This is a genomic window from Knoellia sp. LjRoot47 (assembly GCF_964253435.1).
Taxonomy (GTDB): domain Bacteria; phylum Actinomycetota; class Actinomycetes; order Actinomycetales; family Dermatophilaceae; genus Knoellia.
On the sequence record NZ_CAXUQS020000001.1, the window covers coordinates 571831 to 595701 of the forward strand.

At 70.3% G+C, this 23871-nt stretch carries 30 protein-coding genes; 18 read left to right on the forward strand and 12 right to left on the reverse strand.

Annotation, left to right across the window (positions count from 1 at the left end):
• Positions 1-8 precede the first annotated feature (8 nt).
• The 4 genes from ACSQ11_RS02910 (at position 9) to ACSQ11_RS02925 (ending at position 3277) form a co-directional block, all read left to right on the forward strand.
• Positions 9-839, forward strand: a complete 831-nt coding sequence (locus ACSQ11_RS02910) for a LytR/AlgR family response regulator transcription factor (protein ID WP_436002872.1) — start codon at positions 9-11, stop codon at positions 837-839.
• On the forward strand, positions 839-1231 hold the full coding sequence (locus tag ACSQ11_RS02915) for a hypothetical protein (RefSeq protein WP_436002874.1): 393 nt from the start codon (positions 839-841) through the stop codon (positions 1229-1231). The genes ACSQ11_RS02910 and ACSQ11_RS02915 overlap by 1 nt, the downstream gene beginning before the upstream one ends.
• Positions 1224-2756 carry a cation acetate symporter gene (locus tag ACSQ11_RS02920; RefSeq protein WP_436002876.1) on the forward strand — a complete coding sequence of 511 codons (1533 nt, stop codon included), beginning with the start codon at positions 1224-1226 and terminating at the stop codon, positions 2754-2756. The genes ACSQ11_RS02915 and ACSQ11_RS02920 overlap by 8 nt, the downstream gene beginning before the upstream one ends.
• Positions 2757-2872: 116 nt before the next feature.
• The gene (locus tag ACSQ11_RS02925; protein ID WP_436002878.1) at positions 2873-3277 is read left to right on the forward strand and encodes a type II toxin-antitoxin system VapC family toxin; all 405 of its coding nucleotides are present in this window, start codon (positions 2873-2875) and stop codon (positions 3275-3277) included.
• A 61-nt stretch (positions 3278-3338) separates the two neighbouring features.
• Here the strand turns inward: ACSQ11_RS02925 and ACSQ11_RS02930 are convergent, their stop codons facing one another.
• Complete coding sequence (locus tag ACSQ11_RS02930; protein WP_436002880.1) at positions 3339-3926, reverse strand: hypothetical protein; 588 nt, start codon at positions 3924-3926, stop codon at positions 3339-3341.
• Between the two features lie 203 nt (positions 3927-4129).
• On the opposite strand from ACSQ11_RS02930, the gene ACSQ11_RS02935 reads away from it, so the two are divergent.
• From ACSQ11_RS02935 to ACSQ11_RS02955, 5 genes are all read left to right on the forward strand, one after another.
• The gene (locus ACSQ11_RS02935) at positions 4130-5074 is read left to right on the forward strand and encodes a cold-shock protein (RefSeq protein WP_436002882.1); all 945 of its coding nucleotides are present in this window, start codon (positions 4130-4132) and stop codon (positions 5072-5074) included.
• 67 nt (positions 5075-5141) lie between these two features.
• Positions 5142-5531, forward strand: coding sequence for a VOC family protein (locus ACSQ11_RS02940; protein ID WP_436002884.1), 390 nt, complete (start codon positions 5142-5144; stop codon positions 5529-5531).
• A gap of 97 nt (positions 5532-5628) precedes the next feature.
• A complete protein-coding gene (locus ACSQ11_RS02945) occupies positions 5629-5784 on the forward strand; it encodes a hypothetical protein (protein ID WP_436002886.1) in 156 nt (51 codons plus the stop codon).
• On the forward strand, positions 5784-5981 hold the full coding sequence (locus ACSQ11_RS02950) for a hypothetical protein (protein ID WP_436002888.1): 198 nt from the start codon (positions 5784-5786) through the stop codon (positions 5979-5981). The genes ACSQ11_RS02945 and ACSQ11_RS02950 overlap by 1 nt, the downstream gene beginning before the upstream one ends.
• A gap of 182 nt (positions 5982-6163) precedes the next feature.
• Positions 6164-6520, forward strand: a complete 357-nt coding sequence (locus ACSQ11_RS02955; protein WP_436002890.1) for a cupin domain-containing protein — start codon at positions 6164-6166, stop codon at positions 6518-6520.
• A 13-nt stretch (positions 6521-6533) separates the two neighbouring features.
• On the opposite strand, the gene ACSQ11_RS02960 is transcribed toward ACSQ11_RS02955, so the two are convergent.
• From ACSQ11_RS02960 to ACSQ11_RS02980, 5 genes are all read right to left on the reverse strand, one after another.
• Entirely contained in the window at positions 6534-6896 is a 363-nt protein-coding gene (locus tag ACSQ11_RS02960) for a DUF2750 domain-containing protein (RefSeq protein WP_436002892.1), read from the reverse strand.
• Between the two features lie 40 nt (positions 6897-6936).
• Positions 6937-7386 (reverse strand): hypothetical protein, encoded by a 450-nt coding sequence (locus tag ACSQ11_RS02965; RefSeq protein WP_436002894.1) that lies wholly within the window; start codon positions 7384-7386, stop codon positions 6937-6939.
• A 16-nt stretch (positions 7387-7402) separates the two neighbouring features.
• The gene (locus tag ACSQ11_RS02970; RefSeq protein ID WP_436002896.1) at positions 7403-8596 is read right to left on the reverse strand and encodes a glycine C-acetyltransferase; all 1194 of its coding nucleotides are present in this window, start codon (positions 8594-8596) and stop codon (positions 7403-7405) included.
• Between the two features lie 107 nt (positions 8597-8703).
• Entirely contained in the window at positions 8704-9804 is a 1101-nt protein-coding gene (locus tag ACSQ11_RS02975; RefSeq protein ID WP_436002898.1) for an aKG-HExxH-type peptide beta-hydroxylase, read from the reverse strand.
• Positions 9805-9813: 9 nt separating this feature from the next.
• Positions 9814-10026, reverse strand: coding sequence for a hypothetical protein (locus ACSQ11_RS02980; RefSeq protein ID WP_436002900.1), 213 nt, complete (start codon positions 10024-10026; stop codon positions 9814-9816).
• A gap of 245 nt (positions 10027-10271) precedes the next feature.
• On the opposite strand from ACSQ11_RS02980, the gene ACSQ11_RS02985 reads away from it, so the two are divergent.
• Both ACSQ11_RS02985 and ACSQ11_RS02990 read left to right on the forward strand, forming a co-directional pair.
• A complete protein-coding gene (locus tag ACSQ11_RS02985) occupies positions 10272-10715 on the forward strand; it encodes a DUF732 domain-containing protein (RefSeq protein WP_436002902.1) in 444 nt (147 codons plus the stop codon).
• Positions 10716-10887: 172 nt separating this feature from the next.
• Complete coding sequence (locus tag ACSQ11_RS02990; RefSeq protein ID WP_436002904.1) at positions 10888-12483, forward strand: ABC-F family ATP-binding cassette domain-containing protein; 1596 nt, start codon at positions 10888-10890, stop codon at positions 12481-12483.
• On the opposite strand, the gene ACSQ11_RS02995 is transcribed toward ACSQ11_RS02990, so the two are convergent.
• Together ACSQ11_RS02995 and tdh are read right to left on the reverse strand one after the other, a co-directional pair.
• Complete coding sequence (locus ACSQ11_RS02995) at positions 12461-13303, reverse strand: peptidoglycan-binding domain-containing protein (RefSeq protein ID WP_436002906.1); 843 nt, start codon at positions 13301-13303, stop codon at positions 12461-12463. The two genes, ACSQ11_RS02990 and ACSQ11_RS02995, sit on opposite strands and share 23 nt — an antisense overlap.
• A 338-nt stretch (positions 13304-13641) precedes the next feature.
• Complete coding sequence (gene tdh / locus ACSQ11_RS03000) at positions 13642-14682, reverse strand: L-threonine 3-dehydrogenase (protein ID WP_436002908.1); 1041 nt, start codon at positions 14680-14682, stop codon at positions 13642-13644.
• Positions 14683-14944: 262 nt separating this feature from the next.
• Between tdh and ACSQ11_RS03005 the strand changes: the two genes are divergently transcribed.
• Together ACSQ11_RS03005 and ACSQ11_RS03010 are read left to right on the forward strand one after the other, a co-directional pair.
• The gene (locus ACSQ11_RS03005) at positions 14945-15241 is read left to right on the forward strand and encodes a hypothetical protein (RefSeq protein WP_436002910.1); all 297 of its coding nucleotides are present in this window, start codon (positions 14945-14947) and stop codon (positions 15239-15241) included.
• Positions 15238-15762, forward strand: coding sequence for a TetR/AcrR family transcriptional regulator (locus tag ACSQ11_RS03010; RefSeq protein WP_436002912.1), 525 nt, complete (start codon positions 15238-15240; stop codon positions 15760-15762). Before ACSQ11_RS03005 ends, ACSQ11_RS03010 begins: the two co-directional genes overlap by 4 nt.
• Here the strand turns inward: ACSQ11_RS03010 and ACSQ11_RS03015 are convergent.
• Entirely contained in the window at positions 15755-16405 is a 651-nt protein-coding gene (locus tag ACSQ11_RS03015) for a GNAT family N-acetyltransferase (RefSeq protein ID WP_436002914.1), read from the reverse strand. The two genes, ACSQ11_RS03010 and ACSQ11_RS03015, sit on opposite strands and share 8 nt — an antisense overlap.
• A 132-nt stretch (positions 16406-16537) precedes the next feature.
• Between ACSQ11_RS03015 and ACSQ11_RS03020 the strand changes: the two genes are divergently transcribed.
• The 3 genes from ACSQ11_RS03020 (at position 16538) to ACSQ11_RS03030 (ending at position 19312) form a co-directional block, all read left to right on the forward strand.
• Positions 16538-16879: a DUF485 domain-containing protein gene (locus tag ACSQ11_RS03020; protein WP_436002916.1), complete on the forward strand. Its 342-nt coding sequence runs from the start codon at positions 16538-16540 to the stop codon at positions 16877-16879.
• Between the two features lie 3 nt (positions 16880-16882).
• Positions 16883-18553, forward strand: coding sequence for a solute symporter family protein (locus ACSQ11_RS03025; protein WP_436002918.1), 1671 nt, complete (start codon positions 16883-16885; stop codon positions 18551-18553).
• A gap of 222 nt (positions 18554-18775) precedes the next feature.
• The gene (locus ACSQ11_RS03030; RefSeq protein ID WP_436002920.1) at positions 18776-19312 is read left to right on the forward strand and encodes an AMIN-like domain-containing (lipo)protein; all 537 of its coding nucleotides are present in this window, start codon (positions 18776-18778) and stop codon (positions 19310-19312) included.
• A 127-nt stretch (positions 19313-19439) separates the two neighbouring features.
• Here the strand turns inward: ACSQ11_RS03030 and ACSQ11_RS03035 are convergent, their stop codons facing one another.
• A complete protein-coding gene (locus ACSQ11_RS03035; RefSeq protein ID WP_436002922.1) occupies positions 19440-20357 on the reverse strand; it encodes a phenylalanine 4-monooxygenase in 918 nt (305 codons plus the stop codon).
• Between the two features lie 279 nt (positions 20358-20636).
• Here ACSQ11_RS03035 and ACSQ11_RS03040 point away from each other — a divergent pair, with 279 nt between their 5' ends.
• Together ACSQ11_RS03040 and ACSQ11_RS03045 are read left to right on the forward strand one after the other, a co-directional pair.
• Entirely contained in the window at positions 20637-21218 is a 582-nt protein-coding gene (locus ACSQ11_RS03040) for a DUF6318 family protein (RefSeq protein WP_436002924.1), read from the forward strand.
• Between the two features lie 176 nt (positions 21219-21394).
• Positions 21395-22081 carry a hypothetical protein gene (locus tag ACSQ11_RS03045; RefSeq protein WP_436002926.1) on the forward strand — a complete coding sequence of 229 codons (687 nt, stop codon included), beginning with the start codon at positions 21395-21397 and terminating at the stop codon, positions 22079-22081.
• Between the two features lie 6 nt (positions 22082-22087).
• On the opposite strand, the gene ACSQ11_RS03050 is transcribed toward ACSQ11_RS03045, so the two are convergent.
• A complete protein-coding gene (locus tag ACSQ11_RS03050) occupies positions 22088-22939 on the reverse strand; it encodes a hypothetical protein (RefSeq protein WP_436002927.1) in 852 nt (283 codons plus the stop codon).
• 112 nt (positions 22940-23051) lie between these two features.
• Positions 23052-23852 (reverse strand): hypothetical protein, encoded by an 801-nt coding sequence (locus ACSQ11_RS03055; RefSeq protein ID WP_436002929.1) that lies wholly within the window; start codon positions 23850-23852, stop codon positions 23052-23054.
• Between the last annotated feature and the right edge of the window lie 19 nt (positions 23853-23871).

A 23871-nucleotide genomic window follows, 5' to 3' on the forward strand; every position in this document is an offset into this window, starting at 1 on the left:
TCGACGCCATGGCCAGTGCCGGCACCCTTCGAGCCCTCGTCGTCGACGACGAGCTCCCCGCCCTCTCGGAGGTGAGCTATCTCCTCGACTCCGACGACCGGGTCGGCGAGGTGCTCACCGCGACGAGCGGCACTGAGGCGCTGACCATGCTCGAGGAGCACGACGTCGACGTGATCTTCAGCGACATCTCCATGCCTGGGCTCGACGGCATCGCACTCGGGCGGGTGCTGGCCCGCTTCGCCTCTCCTCCGCAGCTCGTCTTCGTCACCGCGCACGACCAGCACGCTGTCGATGCCTTCGCGCTCGCCGCGACGGACTACGTCATGAAGCCGGTGCGTTCGGAACGACTGCGTGAGGCCGTCCGTCGCGTCGTGGCCAAGCAGGACGAGGCCGGTATGCCGGCCGCCCCAGAGCGCGGGGCCCCTCCCCTTCTCGAGTCCGGTGCGCCGGGTGTGGTGGCCGCCGGCTCCTCTTCCTCCTCCGACCTCGCGCCGGCCGAGGACGAGACGATCCCGGTCGAGCTCGGCGGGGTGACCCGCTTCATCAGCCGGTCGCAGATCCGGTGGGTCGAGGCGTCCGGCGACTACGCCCGGCTGCACACGGCCGACGGCAGCCACCTCGTGCGCATCCCGCTCGCCGTGCTCGAGGAGCGTTGGGGCCCAGCCGGATTCGTCCGCATCCACCGGTCCACTCTCGTCGCGCTCGGTCACGTCACCGAGGTCCGGATGGACCACGGGCGGTGCGCGGTCATGGTCGGCGACGTGGAGCTCCAGGTGAGCCGACGGCATACGAAGGGCCTGCGCGACGTGCTGCTGAGGCGACCCGGCTCGAGCGGCTGATGGTGCCCGAGCGCGGCGACACCCCGGCCCGGGTGCGGGTCACGAGCTCGCGGCGTGGGGCGCGCACGGCGCGGACCCGGCCGCTGTCCACCGACCTCGACGAGCAGACCGAGCTCGGGGACGTCTATCTCGACGGGCTGCGGCGGGCGCAGCTGCGGCTCGGGCTCACCGTGCTCGGGCTCATGGTGCTGGCGCTGGGTGGCTTCCCGGTGCTGCTGTCGCTCATCCCGTCGACGCGGACGATGACGCTGGCCGGCATTCCGCTGCCGTGGCTCGTGCTCGGGGTTCTCGTCTATCCGGCGGCGTGGCTGCTCGCGCGCGGCTACGTCCGGCAGGCGGAGCGGATCGAGGCGGAGTTCGCGGACATCATCGGGGCGGGGCGAGATGTCTGACACGTTGTCGGTCGTCGCGGTCGCGATCGTGTGCGTGACGACGGTCGTCGTCGGCGGGTTGGGGCTGCGGTTGTCGCGGCGGACCTCGGACTTCTACGTCGCGGGGCGGACGGTGTCGCCGAGGCTCAACGCGAGTGCGATCTCGGGCGAATACCTCTCTGCCGCTTCCTTTCTGGGGGTTGCCGGGCTGATCTACGACCAGGGCGTCGACCTGCTGTGGTTGCCGGTGGGCTACACGCTGGGCTACCTCGTGCTGCTCGTCATGGTGGCGGCGCCGATGCGGAGATCGGGGGCGTACACGCTGCCCGACTTCGCCGAGGCACGGCTGGGGTCGGTGTTCGTGCGGCGGCTCGCGGCGGTCCTCGTCGTGGCGATCGGCTGGATGTATCTCGTGCCGCAGTTCCAGGGAGCGGGGCTGGCACTGGAGCTCGTCACGGGAGCGCCGCAGTGGGTCGGGTCGCTGTTGGTGGCGGTCGTCGTGGCGGCCGCCGTCGGTGCCGGTGGGATGCGGTCGATCACGTTCGTTCAGGCAATGCAGTACTGGATCAAGCTGACCTGTCTGGCGGTGCCGGCGTTCGTGCTCCTGGCGCTCTGGTTGCGTTCTGGCGCAGGGCTGCCCAGCGTGTCGGACGCGTGGTCGCTGCCGTTCTCGCCGAAGTCCGCCGACGACCACCCCCACTACCGGACGGCGTCGATGATGCTCGCCCTCTGCCTCGGGACGATGGGGCTGCCGCACGTGCTCGTGCGCTACTACACGAACCCCGACGGGGTCGCGGCGCGGCGCACGACGGTGTCGGTGGTCGCGTTGCTCGGGGTCTTCTACCTCCTGCCCCCTGTGTATGCCGTCCTCGGGCGAGTGCACCTGCCGTCGCTGCCCGCGGGGGTCCGGTCCGACACGATCGTGCTCCAGCTGCCCGAGCGGGTGGTGTCTGGTCTTGGCGGGGACGTGCTGACGGCGATGTTGGCGGGTGGGGCTTTCGCTGCGCTGCTGTCGACGGCGTCGGGGCTGGCGATGTCGGTGACGGGGGTCCTGCACCAAGAGCTGCTGAGGCCCCAGTTGTCGCGGCTCACCGGAGGGGACGCGTTCGGGTTCGGTGGGTTCCGGCTGGCGGCGGTGGGTGCGGTGCTGGTGCCGTTCGTCGTGGCGCGCTACGTCGAGCAGATCGGGATCGCGACCACGGTCGGGTTTGCGTTCTCGTTGGCGGCGGCGACGTTCGCTCCGTTGTTGATGTTGGGGGTGTGGTGGCGGCGGCTGTCTCGGGTGGGGGCTGTGGCAGGGCTGGTCGTGGGTGCAGTGGCGGCGACCACGGCGGCGCTGACGACGTTCGTGGCGGGACCCCTGGACGGGTGGCCGGGCGCGCTGTTGGCGAACCCGGCGGCGTGGTGCACACCGTTGGCGTTCGCGACGGCGGTCATCGTGTCGTTGGCGACCCCGGCTTCGGTACCCCGCGACACGGCCCGGGTCATGGTCCGGCTCCACACGCCCGAACAGGTCCACCTGGCCCGCAGCCGCGTCCCCGACTGAGTCCAGGAACACGTCTGATCAGGGATGCCGACATTCGGTCATGCCGTACCGGGCCGGCGGGAGATCCGGTGGGTCGGTCTCGCTCGCGGACGCGGTCAAGACCGTGCAGGGGGATCGTGCTTGTCGTTGACGCCAGCGTCATTGCGGTCGCGTTGGCTGATGACGGCCCGGACGGAGATACCGCTCGCCTCCGGCTGCGCGGTGAGACGTTGCCCGCGCCAGAGCTGGTCGACCTCGACGTCACCTCGGTGCTGCGTCGTCAGAACCAGATGGGGATGCTCGACGGTCGCCGGGCAGGCTTGGCCATGACCGACCTGGGGGCGCTGCCGATGCACCGCGCCGGGCATCTGGCGCTGCTGCCGCGCTGCTGGGAGTGGCGGGACAACCTGACGACCTACGACGCCGCCTACGTCGCACTGGCCGAGGCGCTGGACGCAACACTGCTCACCGGCGACCGGCGACTCGCCAATGCGGCCGGCCCCACCTGCCCCATTGAACTGCTCAGAACGCTGCGCCGTTGAGCGAGGAGCATTCGTCCGCAAGTGCCGCAGACCGTGCTCGCCTCCTCACAGGGCGACGCGTTCATCTCCTCCGTTCAAAGGGGCGCACCTCGCCGAGAACGGCCCCGTGGTGGCCGTTGACGATCACTCGAGGTGACCCTCGCTTGGTCGAAACGAGGACGACCCGGCCGTGCCAAGGCACCATGACCGTCCTGTTGTCGAGCGAGAGCGACTCCACGTCGGCGCTGGTCCGTAGGACGACGTAGCGAATCCAGCGACCGCTCCACGGCCACCGAACCGCTCCCCCTTGGTCGTCCTGGATCCCGCCGCCGCCATCGACCGCGACCAGCCCGGGGTCAATCTCGGTATCCGCGGTCTCCGACAAGTGAAGGGCGGCCGGCAGTCGGGTGGGGCGTGGGGCGAGCAGGTCATCCTCGGCAGAAGCACCGCCGCCGCCAAGCAGATGCCAACTCGCGCCACGCTCGCTCAGGACCCACGTCTCAGACAGGACACAGCCGACCCCACGGCGGGCGAACAGGGTGACCGCCACGTCGCCTGCGACGTCGACCGCCATCGGAGCGAACCGACGACGCCGGCTCAACCGAGACACCGGTTGCAGATGCCCGGACTGAATCAACTGGACGCTCTCAGTGAACGCGTCGTAGGCCACGGCCACATGCTAGGAGGACAGTGACTCAACATCGCTCCATTGGGAGTGACGTCCGACGTTGCCGCTGTCGGTGTGGCTGAGGAGGCGAGCGTCGTACCGTCCCGTACATGCCACAGGGTCGGAGCGCCTTCGTGGCTACAGTCGCGGCAGCCCGTCGGGGACACTGGGGGAACACCGACCGTAGTTCCGACAAGGAGTCACTGATGACCGAGGGAACCGTCCGTTGGTTCGATACCGAGCGGGGGTTCGGCTTCATCGCCCTCGGGCAGGATGACGCAGAGGACCTGTACGTGCATGCGTCCGAGGTCGTCAGCGACGATGCGGTGAAGCTGCTCCGCGAAGGACAGGTGGTCGAGTTCGAGATCGGCGAGGGGGACCGAGGTCCGCAGGCACGCCGCGTCCGGGTCACGGCCGACCGAGCCGCCGATACACCACTGGGCGTGCTTGGCACCGTCGCCTGGTACGAGCCCGCCAAGGGGTACGGCTTCATCACCCCAGACGAGGGTGAGACGCAGATCTTCGTGCACAGCTCAGCCATCGTGGGAGGTGGCGTGGTCTCGGAGGGGCAGCGGGTGGCGTTCCTCGTCATCGACGGGGAAAAGGGGCCGCAGGCTGACCATTTGCTCCCCCTGGCCGCCCAGGCCGCGCAGCAGGCTGTGGCGCATGACGGGGCGGACGGCACGGTCTCCTGGTACGACGGGGTCAAGGGCTTCGGGTTCATCGCCCCCGACTCGGGCGGCCCCGACCTCTTCGTCCACGTGCGGGAGCTGGCCGATGGGCTCGCCGAGCTCAGCGAGGGGGAACGGGTGACGTACGAGATCGTCGAGAGCGAGAAAGGCCCGCAGGCCCGCAACGTGCGCCTGGCACGCAGCGCGACACCGCGGGGCGCGTCGACCTCAGCGACCCGCACCCGATCCAGTCACCACGAGGCATCCCGCGTCCCCGCGCGCGGCGGCGAGGGAGTGGTCGCCCGCTATGACGCGGAGCGCGGGTTCGGCTTCATCGTTCCGGACGCCGGAGGCGCGGACCTCTTCGTGCACGTGTCGGTCCTCCTGGGCACCGACGCGCTGCACGAGGGCGATCGCGTGAGGTTCCAGGTGCGACAGAGCGATCGGGGACCGCAGGCCAACCGTGTCGAACGTGTGTGACCCGGAGCCCGACCCGGCGGAGCTCGCCATCAGGGGGTGGGTTCGCTGCCCCGCCTAGAGTCGAGACATGGACCCTTCCCCGATCACCCTCGGCTCGGTCAACATCGAGGCCGCCGATCCCTTGGCTCTGGTGGAGTTCTGGGCAGGAGTCACCGGTGCCACTCCATCGGTCAACGAGGGTTCCGCCTACCTGCCACCCGTCGGCCCCGGTGGCTTCGCGATGTTCTTCCAACCACTGACCGCGCCGCGCCCGGCCCATGTGCCCGTCCACCTCGACCTCACCGTGCCATGGCAGACGCGCAGCACCGAGGTCGACCGGTTGGTCGCGCTCGGCGCGACGAAGAAGTGGGACGTCCTGGACGAGCACCCGCACGTCAGATGGACGACCTTGGCCGACCCCGAGGGCAACCTCTTCTGTGTCGCCGAACACCCGCCCGCAGCCGAGGCCTCTGCCTGACGTCACGGGCCCACTGGGCAGGACCGGGTTGCGCCATGACAACGAGATGAGCACGACGACCTTCCCCGGGGGGGGTGCCCGAACCTAGACTCCGCCTGTGATCAGACTGCTGGTGGTCGGCGGCGCCGTGACGGCGCTTCTCGGCGCGGTGCTGATCCCGCTGCCCGGTCCCGGCGTCCCGCTGCTCGGCATCGGCGCGTTCGCGTTGGCGGCTGGCACCCTGCACCACCTCATGGCGCGGCAGGGGACGTGATGCCGTCCAACGTGGACAAGAGCGCCCTGCTGATCCTCGTCATCCCGACGGCAATCGTGGCGGCGGGGCTGGTGTGGGCACTGACGACCGGCGACCTCAGCGTCATTGCCTCCTTGCTGCTGGTCGTCGGAGCGATGGTCTGGGGGTTCGTGCGCGCGCGAGTCGCGCGGCGCAACTCCGCGACCCACTCGAGGTAGGAGCTCGAAAGAGCTCCGCCTGCCGCGATCCACCGGGGTCAGGTCGGCCACCGCGCGTCGCACGCGCGCGGCAGGCCACGCCTTCCGGGTGTCCCGCGATGCCTCGACCGAGCCACTGACGACGCCCTGTGAGCGGAGGAGGATGCGAGTCGTGGGGGCAGCTCTACAGGCAGGAGAGGCCCATGTCGAACAAGCAGAACATCGACGCCCCGCACGAACGTCGGCCGTTGCAGGCCCACGGCCACATGGACGTCGTCACGCTCGACGGTGGCTTCACCTTGGGCCGTGGCGTCTTCGAGGCCGGCTGGCGCTGGTCGGACGACGTCAAGCCGATCACCGGCACCGACTCGTGCCAGGTCCATCACACGGGCTTCTGCCTGTCCGGGCGGATGACGGTCAAGCCCGACGACGGCGAGGAGTTCAGCATCGAGCCCGGCGACGTCCTGGACATCGACCCGGGGCACGATGCGTGGACCGACGGTGACGAGCCGTGCATCCTCATCGACACCGGCGTCGCGGCCTACGCCAAGCCTGCCTAGCGCGCCAAGCGCCTCACTCCGACAGTCGCTGCCGCGCCGCGAGGTTGCGAAGCACCTCCGACGGCGTCAGGTCGTAGCCGGTCGCCCCGCGACCGCTCCAGTTGAGTCCGACGAGGACCCCGTCCCGCTCGAGAATCTTCAGCCAGTGCTCACGCCACCGATCCCCGTCGATCTCGACGACCTCGAACACTGCGTAGTCCGGGACCGTGTCCACGATGCGTTGCGCCCGGCTCCGCTTCGACCAGAACGGCTGGGCTCGTTGCCCGCTGCCGTTGAAGGGCTGGGGATACCCGCCGTCGTCCTTGACCGTGAACACCACATCGTCGGCGAGGAACTCGCGATAGAACGCATCGGCCTGTGCCGCAGCCACACTCATCGTTCACCCCTGCTCATGGAGTCATCCTTGCCACTGCCCGTCAGTCGTGCCAGTAGGACGCGGGAGCGATCGACACACCCTCGGCCACGAGCCGCTCGTCCTCCGGGTCATATTCCGCCCCTTCGACGAGCTCGCTCGGATCGCGCGAGGCCATCGACCAGACGCAGAAGCCAGCGTCGTAGACCCGCCCGATGTCGACTGGACGGCTCGTGAACCCCGCTCGCTCGAGATCGCCGTGGACGTCCTCCATGAGGCGGAACGTCAGCTGGATCTCCCCGAGGAACACCTCAGCAGCCCCTTCCCCGTGGAACACCTCGACGAGCGCCACGACCCCGCCGACGTCGTAGTGGACGGAGAAGTTCGGTTCGGTGTCGTCGTAGAACGCCCGGTCGTCGTCTCTGGAGCTCGGCTCGCCCATCACCGACTCGACGTCGGTGCGGGAGTCCCCGATGTGCACGCCGGGGATCCCGACCCCCGGGGAGACCTGCACGCCCACTCTCGGGCGCTCAGGCGACGGCATCGCGCGCGGCCTTGAACGCGTCGACGCAGCGCCGCACGTCCGCCTCCGAGTGCGCAGCCGACAGCTGGACCCGGATCCGCGCCTTGCCCCGCGGCACCACCGGGAATGAGAACGGGATGACATAGACGCCGTCAGCCAGCATCCGGTCGGCGATCTCGCCCGCCAGCCGCGCACCGTCGTCACCGGGGAACATCACCGGCGTGATCGGGTGCGTGCCGGGGAGCAGCTCGAACCCGGCCTCCTCCATCAGCCCACGGAACAGCACCGTGTTCTCCGACAACGCATCCCGCGCCGACGCGGACGACTCCACGAGCTCCAGAGCCTTCAAGGAGCCGGCCACCACACCGGGAGCCACCGAGTTCGAGAAGAGATACGGACGCGAGCGCTGGCGCAGCAGGTCGACGATCTCCCGGTGCGCGGCGACATAGCCACCGGACGCCCCACCCAGCGCCTTGCCCAGCGTCCCCGTGATGATGTCGACGCGGTCCATGACCCCGAACTTCTCCGGCGTCCCGCGCCCACCCTCACCGACGAACCCCACGGCGTGAGAGTCGTCGACGAGCACCATCGCCTCGAACTCGTCGGCCAGGTCGCAGATCTCGTCGAGCGGCGCGAAGAACCCGTCCATCGAGAACACGCCATCCGTGACGATCACCTTCCGGCGAGCACCGGCAGCCACCGCCGCCTCGAGCTGCGTCCGCAGATCGGCCATGTCGGCGTTGCGATACCGGTAGCGAGCCGCCTTCGACAGCCGGATCCCGTCGATGATCGACGCGTGGTTGAGCTCGTCGCTGATGATCGCGTCCCCGGCGCCGAACAGCACCTCGAACACGCCACCGTTGGCGTCGAAGCACGACGAGTAGAGGATCGTCGCCTCCGTCCCGAGGAACTCCGAGAGCGCGCCCTCGAGCCGCGAGTGCTGCGTCTGCGTCCCGCAGATGAACCGCACCGACGCCATCCCGAAGCCCCACTCGTCGAGCGCGTCCTTCGACGCCACCACGACGTCCGGATGGTCGGCGAACCCGAGGTAGTTGTTGGCGCAGAAGTTCAGCGCCTCACCGCTGCTCGTGCCGACGTGCGACGACTGCGGCGTGGTGAGCTCGCGCTCGCTCTTCCACAGTCCGGCGTCCTTGATCTCGGCCAGCGTCGCGGTGAGCTCGTCCTTGACGGATCCGTACACGGCATACCTCTTCTTCGTCGCTTGTGGCGGTCAACCCCGAGCGTATGCCGTCCGCGCACCGACGCACGCCGCGCCCGATCCGAGCCACGAACCGCCGCCAGGAACCCTCAGCCGGACAGCTCCTCGAGCATCTCCCCGACGTCCGCCACGAAGTCGCGGCCGGCGGGCGTGAGCACCTCGAGGTGCTGGTGCGCCGCCTCGAACAGTCCGAGCGCACGGGTGCGGGACTGCTCGACCCGCGCCTCGGCATCCTCCGCCGTCATGGCGTCCTCGTCCGCCCCGGTGGCGGCGTGACCGAAGAACACGGCGAGCGTGAGATACGCGTGCATCGACGTGAGGACCCGGTCCACCGACCACTCGTGGTGCAGCGGGTCGTCCTCGTGCCACGTCGGCGTCACGAGCGGCGAGCTCTGCGGGCGGAAGCCGGGCGCGAACAGCGGCGAGATGTAGTCGATGTCGAGCAGCTTGAGCTGGGACGACTCGTGCACGAGCAGCTCGGCCAGATCGATGCCGCTCCGGATGGCCTGCGGTGAGACGACGACGACGCCGGCGAGCCCCGGCAGCGTCAGCGCGCTGAACAGGTGCCCGGCCCCGTCGAAGTCCCCGACGACGACGACGCACGTGTGCGCGAGAGTGCTATCCGCCAGGTCCGGGGCGACCTGCACGGCCAACCGGTTGGCCGCCTCGAGCAGTGCCACCTGCTCTGCGTCCGGGCGCCGGAGCCGAAGCCCCGGCAGGCGTCGAAGCACCTGGTCCTCGAACCGCGAACCAGCGGCGGATCCCTCGGCTGCGCCCAGCCAGACACAGCCGGACCCACGCTCACGACGCGCGAAGACGGTCGAGAGCCCCGGGTCACCGAGCAGCGTGAGCTGCTCGCCCGAGGCCGCGTCGGCGGCGGCGTGGAGCAGCTCGTCGAGCAGGTCCTCGCCGATGCTGTCGAGACCTCGGACGGCACCGGTGCCGTCCTCGATGGTGCGACGCAGGAGCGAGTCGCGCAGCACGACCCGGGTGCGCGCTCCGTCGAGGGTCCGCAGCACCTCGAGCAGGTGCTGGGCACCCTGCGACTGCGCGCCGAGCAGGGTGAGCAGCTGGACGTGGACCCGGGCCACCCGCGTCGAGATGAAGTCATGGCTGCCGAAGGGCGTACCCGAGGCGAGACGCTGCTCGACGGCCGAGAACGCCGTGACCTCGCCGGGCGGTGACGACATGCCCGCCGCCTAGGACCGCGGCGTCGAGGGCACCTCGGTGATGCCGTCCGGGTACCAGTAGGCGTGGGCGCGCGGAGCCCGAGCGACGGACCCGCGAGACGCCCGATGCTCCTCCGCGTGCGCCGTCTCGAGCCCCCTCAGGATGACGTCCATGACGTCGGCGCCGACGCCGGCCATGGTGCTCGTGGAACCGGTCGCGTTCGTGGAGCCGTAGCCGCTCATGAGGTCCTCCGATCGTCGGTGCCCTCGCCACGGCGGCCGAGATCCCCTGCGAGCCCCACTCACCTGAGGGGGCGAAGGCACCGTCCAGTCTCTGCCCGCCCCGCCGCCGCGCGACATGGGCCGTCCTGCCCACCTCGCCGGTCCCGGCGCACTAGTCCCGGACCAGTCACCGCACCCCGATCCCGTATGCCGTTCGCCCACCTCCCCCGGTCGCGCGCCGGGCGCCCTCTGGTTACGTTCGACGCATGCTGACACTGCGCACGCCTGCGACCCTGCTCCTCGGAGGGGTGCTCGCGCTCTCCCTCGCCGCCTGCGGGTCCGGGTCCTCCGACGACGCCGGCACGAGCGGATCGGAGTCGTCGACGAGCGACACGAGCGCATCGGGCTCCTCCCCGAGCCCGACGCCGAGCAACAGCGGCATCGTCCCGGAGAACACGTGGGCCTCCGTCTTCAAGAAGGCGATCCCGCCGCTGGCCGACAAGAGCGACGAGCAGGTCGCGGCCGCCGCCAAGAAGGTCTGCACCACGTTCGAGGCGAACCCCGACGAGGCAACGGCCAAGGCGATCCTCGCCGACCTCGGCACCACCCTGGCGCTCGACCCCACACAGCAGCAGATCTTCGCCTCCGGAGCCGTGACCCACTTCTGCACCGGACAAGCGGACGAGTGGACCAAGGCCTCGCTCGGCTGACCCGCTCCGCCGTCGCGGGACTGGCGGCGGACGCAAAATCCGTTGTGCCGCACCCGCTCGACGTGAGAGCGTCGACGCGGTCCTGTCCCCCACGAACGGAACGACGTTGCTCCTCTGAGGTTTGCCGCCCTCGTCACCTCGGTGACCCCCGCAACCTTCCTCTGGAGCACCTATGTCCTCGCGCCCGTCCCTGTCCGTCACGGACCTCACCTTCTCCTGGCCCGACGGCACCCCGGTCCTCGACGGCCTCGGCTTCACCCTCGGCCCTGGCCGTTCGGGCCTCGTGGGCCGCAACGGCTCCGGCAAGTCCACCCTCCTGCGCCTCCTCGCGGGTCACCTCACACCCCGGTCCGGGACGATCCGGTATGCCGGCTCGCTCGGCTACCTGCCCCAGGACCTCACCCTCCGCGTCGGCTCACGAGTCGACGACGTCCTCGGCATCGGTGAGACCCGTGCGGCCCTGCGGGCGGTCGAGGCCGGCGACGTCAGCGAGGCGGTCTTCGAGGCCATCGGCGACGACTGGGACGTCGAGGAGCGCGCTGCCGCCCTGCTCGACCGGCTCGGTCTCCGCCTCGGGCTCGACCAGCTCGTCGGCGAGGTGTCCGGTGGTGAGGCCGTCCTGCTCGGGCTCGCCGCCGAGCTGCTCGTCGAGCCGGACGTGCTCCTGCTCGACGAGCCGACCAACAACCTCGACCGGGTCGCTCGCACCCGGCTGCACGGCGCCGTGGAGGCGTTCTCGGGCGTCCTGCTCGTCGTCAGCCACGACCGCGAGCTCCTCGAGCATGTCGACCAGGTCGGCGACCTCCACGACGGCGGGATCCGTTGGTACGGAGGCGGGTTCACGGCATACGACGAGGCCCTGGCAGGTGAGCAGGAGCGCGCCGAGAGGAGCGTGCGCACGGCCCGGGCCGACGTGCGGCGGCAACGGCGCGAGCTGTCCGAGGCCCAGACCACGCTGGCTCGGCGCGAACGCTCCGGCAACAAGGTGTCGGCCACCGGCGGCCACCCGAGGATCGTCATGGGCGCGTGGAAGCGCAAGGCGCAGGTGGCCGCGGGCAAGCACCGTGGCCTGCACGAGGACAGGCTCGCCACCGCGCAGGACGAGCTGGCCGCTGCGGAGGAGGCGGTCCGCGACGACGCGGTGATCCGCGTCGACCTGCCCGGCACCGAGGTGCCGAGCGCGCGGGTGGTCCTCACCCTGGACCGCCTCGTCCTGCCCCACGGAGACCACGAGCCGCTCGACCTCGAGGTTCGCGGGCCCGAGCGCATCGCCCTCGTCGGTCGCAACGGCGCGGGCAAGACGACCCTGTTCCGGACCATGACCGGACAGCTCGAGCCGGCATCGGGCCGCCTCGACCTGCGCGTGCCTGCACGGCTCCTCCCCCAGCGGATCGACGTCCTCGACGACGACCTCTCGGTGGTCGACAACGTCGCTCGGTTCGCCCCGGACGCCGACACCAACGCGCGCAGGGCCCGTCTGGCCCGTTTCCTCTTCCGCGGACGCGCAGCCGACCAGCCGGCGGCGACGCTGTCGGGCGGGGAGCGGTTCCGCGCAGCGCTCGCCGCGCTGCTGCTCGCCGAGCCCGCACCGCAGCTGCTCCTGCTCGACGAGCCGACCAACAACCTCGACCTCGCGAGCATCGACCAGCTCGTGAGCGCGTTGGAGAACCACCGGGGCGCGCTCGTCGTCGCCAGTCACGACGAGGCGTTCCTGGATCGGATCGGCATCACCCGGACGGTCGACCTCAGTCGAAGAGCGGCTGGGTGAGGGCGTGCCACGTCGCCGGGCCGACCACACCGTCGGACGGCGGGGCGAACATCGCTTGGAAGTCACGCACCGCGGCCTCGGTCAGCGCACCGAACGACCCGTCGACGGTGAGGCCACCGGGCACGAGGGTCTGCACGGCCTTGACCGCCTCACCGCTGTCGCCACGACGCACCGTGGCGACGAGCGAGGGCCAGTCGAGCTGTCCGAGCGTCGTGCCGAGGTCGGTGCCCCGCAGCGTGCCCTGGAAGGCGCGGACCGCCGCGCCGCTGGCGGGCCCGAAGCTGCCGTCGGCGGCGATCGTGGCACCGCGGGCGCGCAGCAGGTGTTGTGCGGCGAGCACCCGCCAGTTCGAGTCCTGCGTCGCTCCGCGCTTGACGAGCGGCCACGGGCTCGGGCCCGGGCTGAACGTGCTGAGGAAGGACCATGTCTCCGGTCCGGTGACCCCGTCCATGTCGAGGCCCCACTGGCGCTGGACCTCGGTGACGCGCTCGGCCGTCGCCGGGCCGTAGGAGCCGTCCACGGCCAGCGGGTCGAGCCCCGGTGACGACACGAGACCGAACTGCTGGACGGCGCGGACCGCGTCGCCCGAGGAGCCGGCCCGGGTGGTGACGACGAGCTTGGCCCACGTGGCAGGTCCGACGACACCGTCCGCCGTGAGCCCCGACGCCGACTGGAACGCCATGACGGCGGCCTTGGTCGCCGGACCGAAGGACCCGTCCGGGGCGACCGTGCGGCCGTGGGCGCGAAGGAGGTACTGGATCCCCTTCACGGCGGGCGAGGTCGCACCGGACGCGGCCGTTCGCCAAGGCTTGGTGTTCATGGGGGACCTCCTGCGTCGTCGACCTCCGCGGCTGGAGGTCTCCGCCCTAGAAGAGTCCCACCGCCGGGTCCCAGATACATGGCGTTCGGCGGATCCAGCCGCCAGGTGCCCGCCTCGCCACCGGGCGGCCGGACCGCCTCGGCTCAGCTCGGCTGCCCGCGGCATGCCGCTACTCCTGAGGGAGTACGCGGGACCAGTCGCCCGCTCCTGTGCAGTGCTCCACCCCGACGCAGCAGTGCACAGCACCCTCCGCGCGCCTGAGTGCTGCGCTGCACGCCCACGGACCAGTGCACAGCACCACCCGCGTAGGTGCGCGAGCAGCTGTCCGGCCGCGCACGTCAGCTCCAGTCGAGGACGACCTTGCCGCACTCGCCCGAGCGCGCGATCTCGAAGCCCGTGGCCCACTCCTCCGCCGGGAAGCGGTGGGTGATGACGGACTGGACCGCCTGGCGAAGCTCGGGGCTCGTGGCGAGCATCGAGCCCATGAGGTACCAGGTCTCGAACATCTCGCGGCCGTAGATGCCGCGGATCGTGATCATGTGCGTGATGACCCGCCCCCAGTCGATCGGGTACGGGTCCTTGGGCAGGCCGAGCATCGCGACGCGGGCGCCGTGGTTGAGGTTCGCGAGCATGTCCTCGACCGCGCGCGGCGCACCGGACATCTCGAGCCCGATGTCGAAGCCCTCGAGCATGCCGAGCTGCTGCTGCGCCCACGCGAGGTCCTGCCCCTCGGCGACGTTGACGCAGAGGTCGGCGCCGGCCCCGCGCGCGAGGGCGAGCCGGGACGAGCTCATGTCGGTGACCGCGATCCGGCGCGCACCCGCGTGGCGGGCGATGGCCACCGCCATGACACCGATCGGCCCCGCGCCCGTGACGACGACGTCCTCGCCGACGACCGGCCACTGCAGGGTCGTGTGGGTGGCGTTGCCGAGCGGGTCGAAGATCGCGCCGAGGTCGGGGTCGAGGTCGGCGGGCTGCACCCAGGCGTTCATGGCGGGGATGACGACGTAGTCGGCGAACGCGCCGTCGCGGTTGACCCCCACTCCCACGGTCTTGATGCAGAGGTGGCGGCGACCGGCGCGGCAGTTGCGGCAGTTGCCGCAGATGAGGTGGCCCTCGCCGGACACCCGGTCACCGACGGAGACGTGGTCGACGAGCGAACCCACCTCGACGACCTCGCCGTAGAACTCGTGACCGATCGTCATCGGCGCGTTGACCACGGATGCCGCCCAGTCGTCCCACTGCTCGAGGTGGAGGTCGGTCCCGCACAGCCCGGCCCGCAGGACGCGGATCTTGACGTCGGCGTCACCGCACTCGGGCTCGGGGACGTCGATGAGCTCGAGTCCGGGACCGGCGGTGGTCTTCACGAGTGCGCGCACGGCGCCCATCATGCCGCCCCTTGCATGGCTAACGTTGTTAGCCTAGACTGGCTAACAACGTTAGCCTTACGGAATCGCCGCACAGGCTTCTCCCCCGCAGGAAGGTCCCCCATGTTCACCCACGAGATCCGCCGATCGCTCGACATCGCCGCCACCCCCCGACGGGGTCTGGGACGTCCTCGCCGACCTCGCGGCATACGACGAGTGAAACCCCTTCATCCGCGAGGCGAGCGGGACGTTGGAGGCCGGCCAGCGACTTGCCGTGACGATCTCGCCGGCCGCCGGCAAGCCCATGTCCTTCCGCCCGCGCGTGCTCGTCGCCGAGCCCGGGCGCGAGCTGCGCTGGCTGGGACGCGTCCTCGTGCCGGGCCTGCTCGACGGCGAGCACTCGTTCACGCTCGACCCGGTCAGCGGCGGCACCCGCCTCACCCACGCCGAGCGCTTCTCGGGCGCGCTCGTGCCCTTCGTCAGGCGAACGCTCGACGTGGGTGACGACTTCGCGGCGATGAACGACGCGCTCCGGGACCGGACCGAGACCGGCGCTACTCTCGGCCGGTGACCTGCCCTCCCGAGCTCGACCCCGCGCGTCTGCTCACCCCGAGGGCACGCGAGGTGCTCACGGCGGCCCGCGTGGTCCTCGAGCGTGAGGGCTGGCAGACACTGACGATGCGCACGCTCGCCGACGAGCTCGGCATCGCGGCGCCCTCGCTCTACAAGCACTTCGCGAGCAAGGACGCGCTGCGCACCCAGCTCATCGCCCTGGCGCTCAAGGAGTTCGGCGAGGCGGTGCGACCCGTGACGACGGTGGCGACGCTCGTCCGGCGCTACCGCGACGTCGCCGCCGACAACCCACAGCTCTACCGCCTCGCGACGAGCGGCTCACTCGACCGCGAGGCCCTGCCACCGGGGCTCGAGGAGTGGTCGGGCAGCCCGTTCTTCGAGGCGACCGGCGACCCGCACCGGGCGCAGGCGCTCTGGGCCGCCGCCCACGGCATGGTCGTCCTCGAGCTCGACGGGCGCTTCCCGACCCGCAGCGCGCCCGAGGCGACGTGGCGCGAGCTCGTCGCCCACTTCAGTTGAGGCCGCCGACCCTCGCGAGCCGCTTGCCGAAGCACTTCACGTAGGGGGACTCGGCGTAGTGCCCGAACGGCACCACCGGCTCGTAGCCGGACGACTCGTAGAGCGCGATCGCGTCGGGCTGCATCGTCCCCGTCTCGAGCACGAGGCGCTGCACCCCGGCCTCGGCACCCGTCGACTCGAGGTGTGCCAGCAGTTGCCGTGCGAAGCCTCGCCCGCGCACCGATGTCGACACGAACATCCGCTTGACCTCCGCCACCCGGTCCCCGTCGAAGCGTTCGTCGAGCTCGGGCCGCCACCGCCAGCCGCCCATCGCGACGGGCTCACCGCCGACGAGCCCGAGGGCGAACAGCCCGCGTGGCGCACTGAACTGCAGCGGGTCCACCGGCGACTCGTCCGGCCCGCCGTAGATCGCGACGTAGTGCGCCTGGACCTCGTCGACGAGCCGCTGCACCCGGTCGTCCGCGAACGGCACCTCGACGAGCACCAGCTCTCGCCCCTGCGTTCGGTCCTGCGATGACCCCGACGACTCCACCCGCACATCCAACCCCACGCCCGGGGCGACCTGCACGTATGCCGTGCGCCCCGACCGTTCGCCGCACCTCACCTGCCGCTCGGCGCAGCCGCGCGACGTGACCTGCGCCACCGAACGAGGCCCGGCACCCGCCCGCCGAGAGACGGGCGCGGCAGGCTCGCGGACGGCATACCGGCTCCTCGACAGTGTGAGGCGAACCCGGCGGATCCTTGAGCTGCCCGGGACCGACCACTGGAGGTGCACGTGAGCAACGACGCTCGCATCCGTGGTGACGAGGACCCCTACGTCGCCATGCAGACCACCGACGAGTTCCAGGCGCTGCGCAAGAAGTTCCGCAGCTTCGTCTTCCCGATGACGGCCTTCTTCCTCGTCTGGTACTTCGTCTACGTCCTGCTGTCGACCTTCGCCCCCGGCTTCATGGGGACCAAGGTCGTCGGCAACATCAACATCGGCCTCCTGTTCGGACTCGGCCAGTTCGTCACGACGTTCGCGATCACGTTCATCTACGCCCGCTGGGCCAACCGTGAGCTCGACCCGCTGGCGGACGCCATCGGTGCGCGGCTCGACGGCGTGAAGGAGCACTGACCGATGGCCTCCCTGACCTCCGTCCCGAGCCTGCCCGCCCTGCCCACCGAGGCCGCGACGAGCGTGGGCTCCCCCGCGCTCAACATCGCGATCTTCGCGGGCTTCGTCATCGTCACGCTCGTCGTCATCGTCAAGCTCGCCAGCGGCAAGAAGAGCGCCGGCGAGTTCTACACCGCGAGCGGTGGCTTCTCCGGTCGACAGAACGGTGTCGCCATCGCCGGTGACTACCTCTCCGCCGCGAGCTTCCTCGGCATCGCCGGTGCCATCGCGCTCCAGGGCTACGACGGCTTCCTCTACTCGATCGGGTTCCTCGTCGCGTGGCTCGTTGCGCTGCTGCTCGTCGCCGAGCTCATGCGCAACACCGGGCGGATGACGATGGCCGACGTGCTGTCCTACCGCCTCAAGCAGCGGCCGGTCCGCATTGCGACCGCGACCTCGGTCCTCGCCGTGTCGTTCTTCTACCTGCTCGCCCAGATGGCCGGCGCCGGTGGCCTCGTGTCGCTGCTGCTCGGCGTCAAGGGTGAGGGCGCGCAGAACATCGTCATCGCCGTCGTCGGCATCGTCATGATCGCCTACGTCCTCATCGGTGGCATGCGTGGCACGACCTGGGTCCAGATCATCAAGGCCGTCCTGCTCATCGCGGCCACGGCGATCATGACCGTCTGGGTTCTCGGCAAGTACGGCTTCAACCTCTCCGGGCTGTTCCAGGCCGCGGTCGACAACAACCCCAAGGTCGGCGAGAAGCTGCTCGAGCCCGGCGTGAAGTACGGCGTCAACACGACGACCAAGATCGACTTCATCTCGCTGTCGCTCGCGCTCGTCCTCGGCACCGCCGGTCTGCCGCACGTGCTCCAGCGCTTCTACACCGTCCCCACGAGCAAGCAGGCCCGCAAGTCGGTCGAGTGGGCCATCTGGCTCATCGGCGGCTTCTACCTGCTCACCCTCGTCGTCGGCTACGGCGCCGGCGCCCTCGTCGGCCCGGCCGAGATCAACGCCGCACCGGGCAAGGCCAACTCGGCCGCGCCGCTGCTCGCGTTCCACCTCGGTGGCAGCCCGTTCCTCGGCATCGTCTCGGGCATCGCCTTCGCGACGATCCTCGCGGTCGTCGCCGGACTGACGATCACGGCGAGCGCGACGTTCGCGCACGACATCTACAAGGAGGTCATCAAGAAGGGCCAGACGACCTCCGACAACGAGGTGCGCGTCGCCCGGATGTCGGCCGTCGCGATCGGCGTCATCGCCATCCTCGGTGGCATGTTCGCCAAGAGCCAGAACATCGCCTTCCTCGTGGCGCTGGCCTTCGCGGTGGCGGCCTCGGCGAACCTGCCGACGATCCTCTACTCGCTGTTCTGGAAGCGGTTCAACACCCGCGGCGCACTGTGGTCGATCTACGGCGGCCTCATCTCGACGATCGTCCTGATCATCTTCAGCCCGGTCGTCTCCGGCAAGGCGCCGCTGCCCGGCACGACCGTGAGCCCGTCGATGATCACCAACCCGGGCATCGACTTCTCGTGGTTCCCGCTCGACAACCCGGGCCTCGTCACCATCCCGCTGGCCTTCTTCCTCGGCTGGCTGGGCACCGTGACGAGTGCGGAGCACAACGCGCAGAAGTACGCCGAGATGGAGGTCCGCTCCCTCACCGGCCACGGCGTGGCCAAGGCGCTCGACCACTGAGCACCTGACGCACCACCCGCGGTCTCACTGCGTCCGCAACCCTGGTCACCTTTCCGACCAGGGTTGCGGACGCAGTCGTGTGTATGCCGCGTGCATGCCGCGTGTATGCCGTCCGCGCCCCTCCGCGTGTATCTGACGGGGCACCCCGCCCTCCTCTCCATGTCAACCGAGGAGGACGGCATACGCGTCTTCCCGGTAGCACCAACCCCCGAGGAGGACACCATGAACCGCACCACCGTCCGTCGCAGCGCCGCCGCCCTCGCCCTGGGCCTCGTCGCCGCCACCGCACCCGCCGCCGTCGGCGCGTCGAGTGCCACCGCCGCGCCCTACTGCGGCATCACGTGGGGCTCGCTCCCCAAGTCGTCCGCGGTGAGCACGCTGCCCGCGGTCACCGGCGTGAGGGCAGGCCGCCACGCCTGCTACGACCGCCTCGTCATCGACCACAAGGGCCGGGCCACCGGCTTCGACGTCCGCTACGTCTCGCAGATCACGGCGGACGGCTCCGGCAACGTCATCCCCACCCGCGGCGGGGCCAAGCTGCAGATCATCACGCGCGGCACCCGATACGCCGCACCACCGGCCATGCCCAACGTCACCGGCTACACGACGTTCCGCCAGGTCGTCTGGGCCGGCTTCTTCGAGGGCCAGAGCACCGTCGGGCTCGGGGTCCGGGCACGGCTGCCGTTCCGGGCCTTCACGCTCTACGACAGCGCGACCAACACGAGTCGCCTCGTCGTCGACGTCGCCCACCAGTGGTGACAACCCTCTGACGACTTATTGCCCGTTTGGGCCCCGACCGCGGTCCAGAACCGTTGCTGGGGGTAGCCCAAACGGGCAATAAGTCGTTGCCGGGTCCAGCGGCGTCGTCATGCGCCGTCGGGCGCCCTCAGGCGTCCGTGGGCGCGACGAGACCGCGCTCGACCGCCTCGACCCGCAGCTTGGTGGCGAGGTCGTCGTCGACGGTCTCGAAGAACGAGCCGACGACGTCCTCGAGCTCGTCGAGGCCCTCGGCGCAGAAGAGCACCGGCTGGTACTGCGTGATGTCGTAGTTGAGCGTCCCCATGTCCGCGAGGTCGAGCGAGCGCAGCTCCATGTGCGCGAACTCGTCCATCTCGCCGTAGCTGCTGAGGATGCCGGCGCCGTAGGCCTTGACCTCGCCGTGCTCGCGCATGACGCCGAACTCCATCGAGAACCAGAAGACGTCGGCGACGAACTTCATCGCCTCGTCGGTCTCCACCCGCAGCGACGCCTGGCCGGCGGCCTCGGTGATCCGCGCGAACCGCGGTGAGGCGAGCTGGTTCCCGTGGCCGATGACCTCGTGGATGATGTCCGGCTCGGGGGTGTAGAGCGGCTGGCTGCCGTGGCGGAGGTACTGCGTCGAGTTGAACGTCCGCGCCCCGAGGTCGCCGTAGAAGTCGCGCAGCGGCACGAGGCCGGGCGCGGCGACGTAGGTCCAGCCGGTGATCGGCTCGAGCAGCTCGCTCACCTCGTGCAGCTGCGGCACGTGGTCAGTCGGCAGCCGCAGGGCGTGCTTGGCGGTGAGGTACTCGCTGTGCGCGTACTTCTCGTGCTTCGGCGCGAGCTCGGCGCTCACCGTGCGCCAGATCTCGTGCTCGGCATCCGTGTAGTCGATGACCGGGATCGGTTCGCCGCGCGTCCAGGACAGGGCCGCGCCCGCGATCTCGCCGCGTCGGGCCATGTAGGCCGGGTCGTTGCGACCGGGGTGGTTGTCGCTCAGGTGGACCTCGACGGTCCCGTCCTCGTGCCGGGTCACGGGCGAGTACAGCTGGCCTTCTTCGAACATGGCCCACCTCCTTGTGGTGCGTGTTGACCACAGGGAAGCAGAATGATGGGCAGAGCGGAACCGTTGCCTGACACGCTGGGCACAGAGTGCACGTTCCGTCCACTGTCCGCGACGGCATACCCGACACTTTGCTCAGTTTCGAGCAGGCGCAGGTATGCCGTCCGCCCACCCCTGTGGACAACTCGAGTCGCGCTCCGCGGCTTTGTCCCTAGACTCGAATCCAGTCCTTGACACACGAACGGGTGGGGAACTTCCGTGAACAAGACCTGGGGCCGTGCTGTGGCCGTGCTCGCCGTCGGCGCCGTGATGCTGTCCGGGTGCACCGGCGACGACGAGCCGACCGCCGCTCCGACGCCGTCGGGCTCCCCGCCCGCGCCGTCCCCGACGGTGTCGCCGTCGAGCTCTGGGTCGGCCAGCGCGAGCGCGAGTGGGTCGCCGTCGTCGTCGGGTGCGGAGGTCCCGGCAGCAGCCAAGGCCCGCACCGAAGCCGGCGCACTTGCCTTCCTCGACTTCTTCGTCGCGGAGGTCAATCGCGGCCAAACATCGCCTGGGAGCGTCGACTTGTCCACGCTCAGTGACAAGGACTGCATTGCCTGCAAGAAGCTGCAGGGCAATTTGCAGGAGTACGTCGACAACGGATGGTCCGTGAAGCAGGCCCCTGTCGTCATCTCCAACGCCGCTCTGGCCAACGCGCCGAACGAGGAGCGCGTAATCGTGAACTTCACGTACAAGCAGTTGCCCGTCGCCTACTACAAGGACGGCACCGAAGTAGGAAAGCTCAAGGCGACAACGACCAAGAATGCTGCCGCCCTTCGGTGGGGCGGTGCTGCGTGGCAGATCTATGACATGGAGGAGCTGTGAGAAGCCGGCTCCTGCTGATTGGCTTCACTACGATGCTGCTCCTCGCTGCTCCTACGTCGCGGGCGGTTGCTGACGGCGATGGTCCGGGGACGGACGGTGGCTTCACGGGCGGGGGCACGCGAGTCATCCTCACGCTTGAGGACATCCGCAAGGCCAAAAGCGATGCAGCAGCGGCCGTGGGGAAGCCGGGTCCTCGGTGGCAGTACCGGACCCGCCTCAACTGCGGCGCGAACGGTGGCGACGCGGGGTGCGCGACGGCTGGTCGGGCGTGCACGAACGGCCAGTTCCAGGCCGTCGTCCTGCGCCGCCTCGTCAACGCCGACGGGACTTCCGTCACCGGCCCGCAGGGCATCTGGTCGACGTGGGGCGTGACCTGCTTCCCCAACGAGCTCCCCGGCAGCAACCTCCCGACGATGGCGATGATCCAGCAGGCGTTCCGCGACATCGACTTCACCCAAGGCGGGCTGAGCATCCAGCCGGTCGGCAACGTCACCCTGGTCAACCTGCCCACCTTCTTCGAGGCCGACTGGCCCGAGACCGGGGTGGGACCGGACGAGGTCGACACGAGCACCCTCCTCGGCTACCGGCTCGAGATCCAGCCGATGGTCCGGTCACTCACCTACGTCTACGGCGACGGCAACAGCAGCGGACCCACGCAGTCGCTCGGTGGCCCTCACCCGGACGGCGACATCCGCTGGACCTACACGCGAGCCGGCGCGATGTCGACCAGGCTCGACACGACCTACGGAGCCCGGTTCCGCCTGCAGGGTGGGGCGTGGATGACGATCCCCGACACCGTGACGGTCCAGGGCACGCCGATCACCCTCACCGTCCGCGAGGCGAAGGCTCGCCTCTACGAGTGAGGCTGGTCACGCGGCCTTCGTCGCCCGGCGACAGGTGAGCACGGTCGCGGTCACGACCAACAGCACGGCCAGCACGACGGCCACCCAGATCCAGCCGGTGTAGACCTGCGGCGCCGTCCTGACGATCTCGAGCCCGTGCTCTCGAACGTGGTCGACGAAGCCTCGCCCCACCACGGGCGCAGCCTTGCCCGGGTCGGCGAGCTCCCCCGCGCGCAGCCCGCTGAAGCCGATCCACAGACTGGTGGACACGACGACCGCCGCGAGCCAGGTGAGGACGACCCGCACCACGGCGAGGATCGTCGGCGCGACCCGGTCCGCCGTCGCGGCCCAGAAGGGCAGGGCCACGGCGATCGCCAACAACAGACCACGGGACCACGTCGCCGGCGACAGACCGGCCACGAGTGCGATGAACGACGCGGCCGAGACGACGCCCTTCGTCGCGCGCGCCCCCACACCCAGACCGACCAGCATGCCGATCGCCGCCAGCGCGGCGAGGACGACCCGCTCGCCGGGCGCGAACGTGATCGAGCCGTCCGCGAGCACCCAGGCGACTGCGGTGAGCGCGACCGCGATGACGAACTTCGGCCAGGGTGACGCGACGAGCGCCGAGACGACGGCGCCGGCGACCAGACACCCGAGCAGCACGACTCCCCCGCTGATCGGCGCGACGCCGCCGGACATCTGCACCAGCGGCAGGTGCATCCACGGCCCACGACCGGAGAACCCCGTGGGCCACCACAGGACCACAGCGAGAACCACCGCGACGAACGGCCAGAGGCGACGCGCCACGGCGCGTGGATCGCGCGGCCCGGACGCGGGTGTCGCGGTGACCTCGTTCCGGGTCCGTGAATCGCTCATGCCGGGGAGGTTACTGCGCGTCAGGGTGAGGGACGTCGATCATGTGCCGCTCGTCGCACCACCCGCAGGGGCGAGGACCGGGGTCGGACCGAGGCGTCGGCCCGCTCCGCCCTCAGGCGGTCCTCTGCGTGGCCCGCGTCCTGACGGCGTTGGCGATCAGCGCGAGAGCGATGGCCGCGACGATCGTGATCCAGAACATCGGGGTGTCGATCTCGGGCGCCGTCGTGACGATCTCGATGCCGCGCTCCCAGATGAAGCTCACGAAGCCGCGGCCGATGTCGAGCGCCGCCGCCTTCGGGTCGGCGAGCGCACCGACCTCGAGGGAGGCGAAGCCGGCCCACAGGCTCATCGAGAAGACGACGGACACCAGCCAGACCGCGACGACCCGCGCCAGCGCGATCGCCGTCTCCGCGGCCCGCTCGGAGGTGGCCACCCAGAACGGCAGCGCGAGCGCGACGGCCAGCAGGAGACCACGGGGCCAGGTGGCCGGGGTCAACCCGGCGAGCACCGCAAAGAGGGTGGCGGCCGGGAGCATCCCACGCATGGCCTGCGAACCGACCACGAGACCGAGCAACATGCCCAGCCCGACGAGCCCGGCCAGCACACCCCGCTCGCCGCGGGCGAACACCACATCGGTCTCGGTGAGCATCCACGCGGCCGCCGTGAGGGCGACGGCGATGGCCAGCCTCAGCCCCGGCGTCGACACGAGCGCAGCCACGAGCGCGGCCGCGACGAACGACCCGAGGAGGAGCTCGCCACCGCTCAACGGGACGATCCCGCTGTCGGTCTGCATGAGCGAGAGGTGCATCCACGAGGCGCGCCCGGCGAAGCCCGCCGGCCACCAGAGAGCGACGGCCAGAGCCGTCGCAACGAACGGCCACACCTGCCGCGCTCGTACCGTCAAGTTGCCCATGCCCGGACGCTACTTCGCG